Raw genomic sequence first — 12,044 nt, 5'->3', positions numbered from 1 at the left:
TCGTTGCGGGACAGGCGGTTTCCCCGTTTCCCGAACGAACTTCAAGGCGGGCCCCATCATGATTCCCACCCTCCGTTACGCCCTTCGCAAACTGGCCATTGTCGGCCTTGGAAAATCGGGCCTCAGCGCCGCGCGTGCGCTCAGCGCCGACGGAGCGAAAGTTCTGGTGTGGGATGACAACCCCGACGCCCGGCAAAAGGCCGCCGAGGCCGGATACACCGTGGTCGAGCCGAACGAAAACAGCTGGAGCGATGTTGACCGGGTGATCTGGAGCCCCGGCATCCCCCACACCCACCCCAAAGCGCACCCGCTGGCCCAACTGGCCGCCCGTCTGGGCAAGCCGATGGTGTGCGATGTGGATTTGCTGTGCGATGCCAACACGCAACCGTTCTATGTCGGCATCACCGGCACCAATGGCAAATCAACCACCACCGCCCTGATCACCCACATCCTGAAAAGCGCCGGTCAACAGGCCGAAGCCGCTGGCAACATCGGCATTCCGGCCCTGGACAGCCCGACGCTGGGGATGACCGGAACCTATGTGCTGGAACTGTCGTCGTACCAGCTGGAGCTGGTGCCGTCGCTGCGACTGGATGTGGCGGTGTGGACCAACATCACCCCCGATCATCTGGACCGTCACGGCGGCATGGACGGCTATGTCACCGCCAAGCGGCGCCTGTTCCAGAACCAGAAGTATCCCTCCCATGCGGTGATCGGGGTCGATGACGATTACAGCGCCCGCATCTGTGCCGAGCTGATCCGGCAGGGCGGGTCGCAGGTCATTCCGGTATCGGTCACCCGTGCGGTGGAGAATGGCGTCTATGTCAAGGACGGCATGCTGATTGATGCCACCGGCCGCCGCCCGCAGGAAATCTGCGACCTGCGCGAAATGAAGACCCTGCCCGGGGCGCACAACTGGCAGAACGCCGCGCTGGCCTATGCTGCCAGCCGCTGCCGGGGTGTTTCGCTACCGCGCATCCTCGACGCCCTGCGCAGCTTCCCCGGCCTGCCGCACCGCCAGCAACTGGTGGCGGTGATCGAGGATGTTGCCTTCATCAACGACAGCAAGGCCACCAACGCCGATGCGGCATCCAAGGCGCTGGGCTGCTACACCGATGTTCTGTGGATCGCAGGCGGCAAGGCCAAGGAAGGCGGCATTGCCTCGCTGGCCCCGCTGTTCCCGCGCATCAAGCATGCCTTCCTGATCGGGGAATCCGCCAATGACTTCGCAGCAGTCCTGAAGGCCGCCAATGTGCCCTGCACCATCAGCGGCACGCTGGAAAACGCCGTCGAACAGGCCGACGAAATGGCCGACCACGGTGACACCGTCCTGCTGTCGCCGGCCTGCGCCAGCTTTGACCAGTTCCGCAGCTTTGAACATCGCGGCGAGGTGTTCATGGACATCGTACACGAGCTGGAAGAAGACGACGACGGCGAAGACGGTTCCGCGGCCTGACCTCTGCCCGGACGGTACTTGCCCGCGCAGGAGGGACCATGAGCAACCTGACCTTTGCCCGCACCGACACCAGCATCCTTGGGCGCTGGTGGTGGACGGTTGACCGCTGGCTGCTGGCAACGGTCTTTTTGCTGGTGATCGTCGGCATGATCCTGCTGATGGCTGCCGGGCCTGCCGCTGCCGACCGCATCCATGCCGACCCGTTCATGTTTGTGCGCAAGCAGTTCTTCACCATGCCGTTTGCCCTCGCCCTGATGCTGGGGGTGTCGATGCTGTCGCCGCTGGCCGTCCGCAAGGTCGGCCTGATCGGCTTTGCCATCACCTTGCTTCTGCTGGTGGTGGCTCCGGCACTGGGGTCGGAAATCAAGGGCTCGACCCGCTGGCTGTACATCGGCGGCGTCTCCATCCAGCCGTCGGAATTTGCCAAACCCTGCTTTGCGGTGGTCAGTGGCTGGGTGTTTTCCGCCCGCCATACCTCGCCGGGGTTCCCTGGTTACCGCATCGCCGTGGTGCTGTGGTTGACGCTGGTCGGCCTGCTGATCATCCAGCCCGACCTGGGGCAGAGCATGCTGGTCACCGCCATGTGGGCCGCCCAGTTTTTTCTGGCCGGGCTGCACCTGTTCTGGGTCGCCCTGCTGGTTGCCATCACCCTGTGCGGGGCTGTCGGGGCCTATTTCATCCTGCCGCACGTGCAAAAGCGCGTGGACAGCTTTCTGAACCCGGAAGGGGCCGATACCTACCAGATCCAGAAAGCCATGCAGGCATTCCGCGATGGCGGCCTGTTCGGACGCGGCCCCGGCGAAGGCACGGTCAAGGCTGCCCTGCCCGACAGCCACACCGATTTCATCTTTGCCGTCGCGGGCGAGGAGTTCGGCATGCTGGTCTGCCTGCTGGTGGTCGGCCTGTTTGCCTTTCTGGTCATTCGCGGCATGTCGCGGGTGATGGAGGAAAACAACCTGTTCGTGATCATTGCGACCGGCGGCCTGCTGGTGCAGTTTGGTACGCAGGCGATGGTCAACATGGCGTCGAGCCTGCACCTGATGCCGACCAAGGGAATGACCCTGCCGTTCATCAGCTATGGTGGCTCGTCGATCATGGGGCTGGGCCTTGGCATGGGCTTTATTTTGGCACTGACGCGCAAACGATGGTCGTCAGCGATTGGGGAGACGTCATAAATGGCCACCAGCACCGCAGCCCCGAACACGGCGAAGCCGCTGATTGTGCTGACCGCCGGTGGCACTGGTGGCCACGTCTTCCCGGCGGAAAGCCTGGCTGCCGAGCTGCAAGCCCGTGGCTACCGGCTGGCGTTCATCACCGATGCGCGCGGCAAGGGCTATAGCGGCGTGCTGGGCAGTCTCGACACCCACCATGTGACCGCCGCCCAGATGCTCGGGCGCGGCCTGCTGGGCAAGATTGCCGGAGCACTGCGCCTGCTGCGCGGAACCATCGAGGCCCGTGCCATCCTGCGCCGCCTGTCACCGGCGGTGGTGGTCGGCTTTGGCGGCTATGCCTCGGTGCCTGCGGTGGCCGCTGCCGGGCAACTGGCAATTCCGACCCTGCTGCACGAACAGAACGCGGTGCTGGGTCGTGCCAACCGCCTGTTCTCGGCCAAAGCTACCCGCATCGCCACCAGCTTTGATCAGGTGCGCTTTCTGCCTGCCGCCACCACCGATGCTCCGCAGCAGGTGATCAAGACCGGCATGCCGGTACGCGCTGCCATCCGGGCGGCAGCCGAGACCCCGTATCCATCGCTCGACGCTGATGCCCCGCTCGAGATCCTGATTCTGGGTGGCAGTCAGGGGGCGCGTGTCCTCAGTGACGTGCTGCCCGCCGCCTTCAAGGCCCTGCCCGCCGCCCTGCAAGCCCGTCTGCGCATCAGCCAGCAGGCCCGCCCGGAAGACCTGGAGCGGGTGCGGGCCAGCTATGCCGACAGTGGCCTGAGCGTCGATGTACAATCGTTCTTTGATGACGTTCCGGCCCGGCTGGCCCGTGCGGCGCTGGTGATTGGCCGGGCGGGCTCGTCGACGGTGGCCGAATGCGCGGTGATTGGCCGTCCAGCGCTGTTCGTCCCGCTGCCGTCCGCCGCCGACGATCACCAGACCGCCAACGCCCAGGCGATGGAAGCCAGTGGCGGCGCGTGGATGATCCCGCAAAGCCGGTTCAGTGCGGAAACGGTTGCAGACCAGCTGGCCGGTTTGTTAAGCCAACCGGCAACGCTGGAGGCTGCTGCGGCCGCCGCCAAAGCCTTTGCCCTTCCCGATGCGGCATCCCGCCTTGCCGATGCCGTCGAGACCCTTTTGCGTCAGGAGACACGCCCGTGAGGACCATTCCGCTCGATATCGGCACCATCCACTTTGTGGGGATCGGCGGCATTGGCATGTCCGGCATCGCCGAGATTCTCCATTCGATGGGCTATGCGGTGCAGGGATCGGACGTGTCCGACAGCGCCAACGTCAACCGCCTGCGCGCGCAGGGGATCACCGTCCACATCGGCCACAGCGCCGACAATCTGGGCGATGCCAAGGTGGTGGTGGTGTCGTCGGCCATCCACAGCGGCAACCCGGAAGTCGATGAAGCCCGCGCCCGCCTGATCCCGGTGGTCCGCCGGGCCGAAATGCTGGCCGAGCTGGTGCGCCTGAAGTGGGCGGTGGCCGTTGGGGGCACCCATGGCAAGACCACCACCACCTCGCTGGTCGCCGCCCTGCTGACCGCCGCCGACATGGACCCGATGGTGATCAACGGCGGCATCATCAACGCCTATGGCACCAATGCCCGTCTGGGACAGGGTGACTGGATGGTGGTCGAGGCCGACGAGTCCGACGGCACCTTCATGAAGCTGCCGGCCACCGCCTGCATCGTCACCAACATCGACCCCGAGCACATGGAATTTTACGGCTCGTTCGACAAGGTGCGCGACGCCTTTCAGACCTTTGTGCAGAACATCCCGTTTTATGGCTTTGCCTGCCTGTGCATCGACCACCCGGAAGTGCAGAATCTGGTCGCCCGCGTCACCGACCGCCGGATCGTCACCTACGGATTCAACCCGCAAGCCGAAGTGCGGGCGGTCAATGTCGAGATCGGGGTTGATGGCGCCCGCTTCGACGTTGAAATTCAGGGCCGCTATGGCGAGGAAAGCCGGGTGATTGCCAACATCGTCCTGCCGATGTTTGGCGAACACAACGTCCAGAACGCGCTGGCCACCATTGCCGTTGCCACCCGCCTGAAGCTGTCCGACGAGGTGATCCGCACCGCGCTGGCGGGCTTCTCGGGGGTCAAGCGGCGCTTTACCAAAACCGGCGAAGTCGATGGCATCACCGTCATTGATGACTATGGTCATCACCCGGTGGAAATCGCCGCCGTGCTGCGAGCGGCCCGTCATGCCAGCAAGGGCCGGGTGGTGGCGGTGGTTCAGCCGCACCGCTACAGCCGTCTGCACGACCTGTTTGAAAGCTTCTGCACCTGCTTCAACGATGCCGACCATGTGGTGGTGGCCGATGTTTATGCTGCCGGTGAAGCGCCGATCGAGGGCATCAACCGCGATGCGCTGATTGATGGCCTGCGCCGCCACGGGCACCGTTCGGTGACTGCCCTGTCCTCGCCCGCCGAGCTGGCGGCGGTGGTCAATGGTCTGGCTGAACCGGGCGATCTGGTGGTCTGTCTGGGGGCGGGAAACATCACCGCCTGGGCCAATGGCCTGCCGGAACAACTGTCCGCCTTGCGCCTGCCGGTGGGAGCCTGAGCATGACCACCCCCGCCATCAGCCCGCTGCAGGACCGCCTGCCCGCCGTGCGCGGGCGGTTGAGCATCGGCTATGATCTGGCCAAGGTGACCTGGTTTCAGGTTGGCGGTCCGGCAGAAGTGCTGTTCAAGCCCGCCGACGCCGACGATCTGGCGCAGTTTCTGGCCGGATGCCCGACCGATGTGCCGGTGACGGTGATCGGTGTCGGGTCGAACCTGCTGGTGCGGGATGGTGGCATCGCCGGGGTGGTGGTGCGCATGGGGCGGGGCTTTACCGACATCATCGTCAATCCCGACCATACGGTCAGCGTCGGAGCGGCCGCTCTGGACCTGAACGTGGCACAGGTTGCCGCCGATGCCGCCCTCGGCGGTCTGGAATTCCTCAGCGGCATTCCCGGCACCATCGGCGGTGCCCTGCGGATGAATGCCGGAGCCTATGGCCGCGAACTGTGCGACGTGCTGGTGTCGGCCACCGTCGTTGACCGGCAGGGGCAGGTTCACCAGTTGACCCCGGACCAGATGGACCTCAGCTATCGCCACTGCGGTCTGCCCGATGACTGGATTTTCACCGGAGCCGTCCTGCGGGCGGCCCCCGGCGATGCCAGCGCCATCAACGCCCGCATGGCCGACATCAAGGCCGCCCGTGAAGACAGCCAGCCGGTCCGCGCCCGCACCGGCGGATCAACCTTTGCCAACCCCGACGGCTGCCGCGCCTGGGAAGTGATTGATGCCGCCGGATGCCGGGGGCTGACCATCGGTGGCGCGCAGGTTTCGGAAAAGCACTGCAATTTCCTGCTCAATACCGGCTCGGCCACTGCCGCCGATCTGGAAACCCTGGGGGAGGAAGTCCGTCGCCGGGTTCTGGCCCACAGCGGCATCACCCTGCGGTGGGAAATCCGCCGCATCGGCACCCCCCTGACCTCCCCGTCCTCCAGCAAAGAGCAAACTCCATGACCGCCGCCTCGTTCAGCACCGTCAGCGCCTCTGCCCCGCACAACGAGGCCGCCAAAGCTCTGGTCGCCGACGCCAAGGCTCACCGCCGCCGCCGCAAGGTTGCGGTCCTGCTGGGCGGGCTGTCTGCCGAGCGGGAAGTCTCGCTCAATTCCGGTGCCAACGCCGTGCAGGCGCTGGAACAGGCAGGCTATGCCGTCAAGGCCATCGACGTGTCGCGCGACATCCCGACGCTGGTCCGTGACCTGCAGAAAATCGGCCCCGATGCGGTGTTTAACGCCCTGCATGGCCGCTATGGCGAAGACGGCTGCATGCAGGGCATCCTGAACATTCTGGGCCTTCCCTACACCCACTCCGGCCTGTTGGCCTCGGGGCTGGCGATGGACAAGCCGTCAGCCCGCCGCCTGTTTGCCGAACACGGCCTGCGGGTGGCCGAGGGCAAGGTGGTGACGCGGGAAGAAATCATGGTCGCCGACCCGATGCGCCGCCCCTATGTGGTCAAGCCGCTGAACGAAGGGTCTTCCGTCGGCGTTGCCATCGTGCGCGAAAGCGACAACGCCCGCTATTTCGCCAACAGCGAATGGCCCTATGGCGATCAGGTGCTGGTGGAATCCTACATCCCGGGCCGTGAATTCACCGTGGCAGTGATGGACGGGCATGCGCTGGGGGTGACGGAAATCCACACCGACCGCACGTTCTATGATTACGACGCCAAGTATGCCGCCGGAGGCTCGGTCCATACCCTGCCAGCGCAGATTGACCCCGAGCTGTATACCGCCTGTCAGCGCGTCGCCATTCAGGCCCACCAGACGCTGGGATGCCGGGGCATCAGCCGGGCCGATCTGCGTTTTGACGGCAAGGACATCTATCTTCTGGAAGTGAACACCCAGCCGGGCATGACCCGCACCTCGCTGGTGCCGGAACAGGCCGACCTGGCGGGTATCCCGTTCCCTGACCTGTGCACCTGGCTGGTGGAGACGGCGGAATGCGATACCTAGGAGACCGTCTGACCGACATCATCCACCATGCCTTCAGTCCCGCCCTGCTGCGGGACAAGGCCCCGTTGATTCTGGCCGCCATCGCGGTCGGCTCCATCGGGTCGCTGGTGACGGCGGTCGCACGCTCTCCCGAGGCAATGGCCAAGGTTGACCCGCTGTGGCAAACCCTGCATCAGCGGGTCATCGACTACAGCGCGCAAGCCGGTCTGCTGTTGTTTGACATCACCGTCAGTGGCCGCCATTACACCCAGAGCGAAGACGTCCTTGAGGCGGTCAGGATCACCCAGGGCCAGCCGATGCTGGCGATGGACCCCGAAGCCATCCGCCAGCGGCTGGAAAGCCTGCCGTGGATCAAGCACGCCTCGGTCGAACGACTGTTTCCACACGAAATTCGCGTGACCCTGATCGAACGCACCCCGATTGCCCTGTGGCAATCTCCCAATGGAAGCTATCATCTGGTTGACCCTGACGGGGTGGTGATCGAAGGCGGCTATTCGCGCTTTTCCCACCTGCCGGTGGTGGTCGGCGATGGAGCCCCCGAGGCCGCCAGCGACCTGCTGGCGATGCTGAACACCCAGCCGGAACTGGCCCCGCGCATCAAGGCTGCGGTCCGCTTTGGGGCCCGCCGCTGGGACCTGTGGATTGACGGCTTTGATCCTGATGGCGTGCAGGTCCGTTTGCCGGAGTTGCAGGCCGAAGAGTCGCTCGCCCGCCTTGCACAGCTGGAGCGGGAGCAGCATATCCTGGGGCGGGATGTTTCGGTGATTGATCTGCGGCTGGAGGACCGGCTGATTGTGCGCAAGATCACTGACCCGACACCTGAAAACACCGATGAAGGCAGCCCCGGGAAAAACACTGTGCCCGGCAAGGACAAAAGCCAGGCCAGACCTATTGATCCAGCCAGGCCCAAAACAAATGACCCCAAGGCAAACGATCCGGGAAAGAGCACGGAAAAGGATGCCCGGCAACCACAACCATCCCCAGCCAAAAGCCCGGCAACAGGAAATCCCGACGCGAAAAACGGAATTCACTTGCGTGGCCCTGCTCAAGATGCATAACACCTGTTGCTTAATTTTTTCCAAAGCGCCACAACTCGTTCCCTGATACCTTTTCCTCATCCTTTCACCCGTTTGTCTACAAGGAGACTTTATCGGTGGCTCGGGGCAACCGCAAAAACGAACCCATCGCCGCGCTGGATGTCGGGACCACCAAGGTGGCCTGTTTCATCGCCAAGCTCGACGACGATGAGGTTCTGCGCGTGATGGGGGTCGGCCATAACCGCTCCCGTGGCGTGCGCGGGGGCCAGGTGGTCGATATGGCCGCCTTGCAGGCATCGATTGCCGAAGCGGTCGACAACGCCGAAAAGATGGCCGACATGCGGATCGAGGGTGTGATCGTCAACGTTTCCGGCCCGTCACTGCTGTCGCGCAACATGGAAGCCGAAGTGGCGATTCCCCACAATCACCCGGTCCGCATCCCCGATGTCCGCCGGGTGCTGGATCAAGGGCGCCAGTTGCACGGCCATGCCTCGCACGGCTCGCAGCGGGGGGCGTCGTCAGGCAGCAACCATAACCATGGCTCCGACACCGAAATCGTACATTGCCTCCCAACCAGCTATACCATTGATGGTGGCGATGGTATTGTTGATCCCCGGGGCATGTTCGGTGAACGGCTGGGGGTCCGCTTGCACATGGTTTCGGCCGCCCTGGGGCCATTGCGCAATCTGGCAACCGTGATTGAACGCTGCCACCTTGATATCTCGGATCGCGTTGCGACTCCGTATGCGTCGGCGCTGGCCTGTACCGTCGATGACGAAAAAGAGATGGGGGTGACCGTCATTGACATGGGGGGCGGCACCACATCGGTATCAAATTTCGTCGAAGGTCACCCGGTTTATGCCGATAGTATCGCTATTGGTGGCCAACATGTGACAAACGACATAGCCAAAGGGCTATCGACTCCGGTTATATCTGCCGAGCGTCTGAAAACAGTCTGGGGCAGTGTCCTGCCCAGCTCCAAGGACGCCAACGAATTGCTCCGCGTCCATCTGGTAGGAGAAGACGAAGAGGAAACGGGAGGCCACGAAGTTCCACGATCGGAACTGGTTCGCATCATCCGCCCGCGACTGGAAGAAACCTTCGAGCTGGTCCGCGCCCGTCTGACCGAGGCGCGCATGCTCCACACCACCGGCCGCCGCGTGGTGTTGACCGGGGGAGCCAGTCAGCTGCAGGGCGTGCGCGAAATGGCCGAACTGATCCTCGACAAACAGGTTCGTCTGGGGCGCCCCCGGCGAATCAAGGGGTTACCCGAGGCGGTCAGCGGACCCGCCTTTGCCACCTGCGCCGGGCTGTTGCGCTATGCCACGCAGGATCACGTTGTCACCGGGCTTACCCAGCGCGATGGGGAAGCCGAAGAGGATACAGAACGCCCGAATGGGGCATTTGCCCGGGTTGGCGTCTGGTTAAAGGAGCTTTTGGGATGAATAGCCCGTTCAACGAACAGCTCCATGGGAAAGAAGAAGTCTTGCAGCAAACGCAACAATACAATGATATGCTGACAGACCACTACGGCGAGGCCGCTTATAATGACGATCACAAGATCGCAGTGGCCGCGCAGGATACAGAAGACAGTTACATGCAGCAAACGCGGTCCAACGAATTCGATCAATCGGAGGCACACGAAATGATCAACCTGAATGTCCCGCAGCCTGACGAGCCGCAACTCAAGCCCTGCATCACCGTGATCGGGGTTGGCGGCGCAGGCGGCAATGCCGTCAACAACATGATTGCCGACAACCTGCAAGGCGTCGATTTCGTCGTCGCCAACACCGATGCGCAGGCCCTGTCCTTTGCCCGTACCGATCGCCGCATCCAGCTGGGGGCCACCACCACCCAGGGTCTGGGGGCCGGTGCCAAGCCCGACGTCGGGCGTGCGGCTGCCGAAGAATCGGTCGAATCGATTGCCGAACAGATCCAGGGCGCCAACATGGTGTTCATCACCGCCGGTATGGGCGGTGGCACCGGAACCGGCGCAGCCCCGATCATCGCCCGCACCGCGCGCGAAATGGGCATCCTGACCGTTGGCGTGGTGACCAAGCCGTTCCAGTTCGAAGGTGCCCACCGCATGCGGTTGGCCGAAGCCGGGATAGAGGAACTGTCGCAGTTCGTCGATACCCTGATCATCATCCCGAACCAGAACCTGTTCCGCGTCGCCAACGAAAAGACCACCTTTGCCGATGCCTTCCGCATGGCTGACAACGTTCTGAATGCTGGCGTGCGGTCGATCACCGACCTGATGATCATGCCCGGCCTGATCAACCTCGACTTTGCCGACGTGCGCACCGTGATGTCCGACATGGGTCGGGCGATGATGGGTACCGGCGAAGCCGATGGCGAACGTCGTGCGCTGGAAGCTGCCGAAGCCGCCATTGCCAACCCGCTGCTGGAAGATACCTGCATGAAGGGGGCCAAGGGCGTTCTGATCAACATCACCGGCGGCCCGGACATCACCCTGTTCGAAGTCGACGAAGCGGCCAACCGCATCCGCGACGAAGTGGAAGGCGAAGCCCACATCATTTTCGGGTCGTGCTTCGATCCCGACATGCAGGGCAAGATGCGCGTTTCCGTGGTTGCCACCGGCATCACCGCCGGGGCTGCCGTTGCGGCCCGCCCGACCACCTCCAGTGGCGTCATGGGCCACGATCCGATGCAGCAGATGGCCCGTCCGGTGCAGCAGCCGATCACCGCGCCCCGTCCGAATCAACCGCCGATCGCCGCCCCGCGCCCGGCTTATGCCCCCCAGGGGCCGGCAGTTCAGCAACGCCCTAATCCGGCTGCTGGCCATCAGCAGCCGGTCCACCAGCAGCCCATCAGCCAACCCGGCGTTCAGCAATCCCTGCCGCAGCAGGCCCCGGCCCAGCCGGTAGCCCCGGCTCCGCAGCAGGCCACCGGCCACCATTACGTGCCGCAGGTTCCGGCGCAGACCTATGCCCCGCAACAGGCAGCCTACCCGGCCCAGTCGCCGATGCAGGCCCCGACCCAGTCGGCCCCGATGCAGCCGCCCATGCAGCGCCCGCAGCAAGGCTATGACATGCCTGACCCGCGCAAGGCCTCGGATGCCTTCATCCCGGCGGCTCCGGTTGGTCGTACCGATGGCGGAATGGCGGCCGGTGTTGCCACCGCCGCAGCCCCGCTGCTGGACATGCCGAGCCGCCCGAATGCCTTTGCCCAGCAGACTCCGGCCCGTCCGGAACCGCGTCCGGCGATGGCTGCCGAACAGCGGACCCCGATCACCAATACGGCCCGTCCGGAACCCCGGCAGGCTGGTGGTTTCCTGAAAGGTCTTGCTGCCAAGCTGTCTCCGTCTCGTGAGCATCACGATGCCTATGACGAACAACCGGCCCCTGTCGCGCCGCCGATGCCCTCTGCCGACCCCGGCAGCCTGAGCGTCAATCCGGCAGACCGCCCGGTTGCCCAGTCCCGCCAGGACGAAGACGCGCTGGAAATCCCGGCGTTCCTCCGTCGCCAGGCAAACTGATCAGACCTGTCTGGTCTGTGGAAACGGGGTGCCTACCGTTTTCCACAGACTGGCAGGCTGCTCTGTGCGGCTGAGGTCTTGCTGCCCTCAGCGGCACAGTCAGGGAGAGATGGCCTTGTGACGGTACATCCGTATGGACAGTCACAAAGCCGCGATTCCGTGTTACGTACCCTGTTACCACCTTTGCGGGGTGTCATCCTTTGGGGTGACACCCTCTTTTTTTCCTGTTTTGCCTGCTTCCAGAAAAGCCGACACCTTATTGCAAACAGTGACGTTTCAGACCTGCCAACCCCGTAACAATCAGTAACAATCATTGATTTGGCCCCTGCCCCGTTCCTTGCTACCACTGTAGCTGTGGAAAGGCA

9 protein-coding genes are annotated in these 12,044 nt (G+C 64.0%); all 9 read left to right on the top strand.

Translation table 11 applies throughout. The annotated features are described in order from the left end of the window. Nucleotides 1–58 precede the first annotated feature (58 nt). The 9 genes from murD (at nt 59) to ftsZ (ending at nt 11,679) form a co-directional block, all read left to right on the top strand. On the top strand, nt 59–1,456 hold the full coding sequence (gene murD / locus BW995_RS10140) for a UDP-N-acetylmuramoyl-L-alanine--D-glutamate ligase (RefSeq protein WP_076400169.1): 1,398 nt from the start codon (nt 59–61) through the stop codon (nt 1,454–1,456). 38 nt (nt 1,457–1,494) lie between these two features. Continuing rightward, on the top strand, nt 1,495–2,631 hold the full coding sequence (locus tag BW995_RS10135) for an FtsW/RodA/SpoVE family cell cycle protein (RefSeq protein WP_076400167.1): 1,137 nt from the start codon (nt 1,495–1,497) through the stop codon (nt 2,629–2,631). Then, the gene (gene murG, locus BW995_RS10130) at nt 2,632–3,777 is read left to right on the top strand and encodes an undecaprenyldiphospho-muramoylpentapeptide beta-N-acetylglucosaminyltransferase (RefSeq protein WP_076400166.1); all 1,146 of its coding nucleotides are present in this window, start codon (nt 2,632–2,634) and stop codon (nt 3,775–3,777) included. Continuing rightward, nucleotides 3,774–5,195 carry a UDP-N-acetylmuramate--L-alanine ligase gene (gene murC / locus BW995_RS10125; RefSeq protein WP_076400164.1) on the top strand — a complete coding sequence of 474 codons (1,422 nt, stop codon included), beginning with the start codon at nt 3,774–3,776 and terminating at the stop codon, nt 5,193–5,195. The genes murG and murC overlap by 4 nt, the downstream gene beginning before the upstream one ends. A gap of 2 nt (nt 5,196–5,197) precedes the next feature. Then, nucleotides 5,198–6,148, top strand: a complete 951-nt coding sequence (gene murB / locus BW995_RS10120) for a UDP-N-acetylmuramate dehydrogenase (protein ID WP_076400162.1) — start codon at nt 5,198–5,200, stop codon at nt 6,146–6,148. Beyond that, complete coding sequence (locus BW995_RS10115) at nt 6,145–7,143, top strand: D-alanine--D-alanine ligase (protein WP_084194737.1); 999 nt, start codon at nt 6,145–6,147, stop codon at nt 7,141–7,143. Before murB ends, BW995_RS10115 begins: the two co-directional genes overlap by 4 nt. Further along, nucleotides 7,131–8,201 carry a cell division protein FtsQ/DivIB gene (locus tag BW995_RS10110; RefSeq protein WP_076400160.1) on the top strand — a complete coding sequence of 357 codons (1,071 nt, stop codon included), beginning with the start codon at nt 7,131–7,133 and terminating at the stop codon, nt 8,199–8,201. Before BW995_RS10115 ends, BW995_RS10110 begins: the two co-directional genes overlap by 13 nt. A 95-nt stretch (nt 8,202–8,296) precedes the next feature. Continuing rightward, on the top strand, nt 8,297–9,625 hold the full coding sequence (ftsA, locus tag BW995_RS10105; protein WP_076400158.1) for a cell division protein FtsA: 1,329 nt from the start codon (nt 8,297–8,299) through the stop codon (nt 9,623–9,625). A 200-nt stretch (nt 9,626–9,825) separates the two neighbouring features. After that, nucleotides 9,826–11,679, top strand: a complete 1,854-nt coding sequence (gene ftsZ / locus BW995_RS10100; protein WP_076400449.1) for a cell division protein FtsZ — start codon at nt 9,826–9,828, stop codon at nt 11,677–11,679. Nucleotides 11,680–12,044: the final 365 nt, after the last annotated feature.

It is taken from the genome of Insolitispirillum peregrinum (genome assembly GCF_900156605.1).
GTDB classification, from domain to species: domain Bacteria; phylum Pseudomonadota; class Alphaproteobacteria; order Rhodospirillales; family Rhodospirillaceae; genus Insolitispirillum; species Insolitispirillum peregrinum.
Note: the sequence above shows the minus strand (reverse complement) of the source record. Positions and strands in the feature narration are given on the sequence as shown.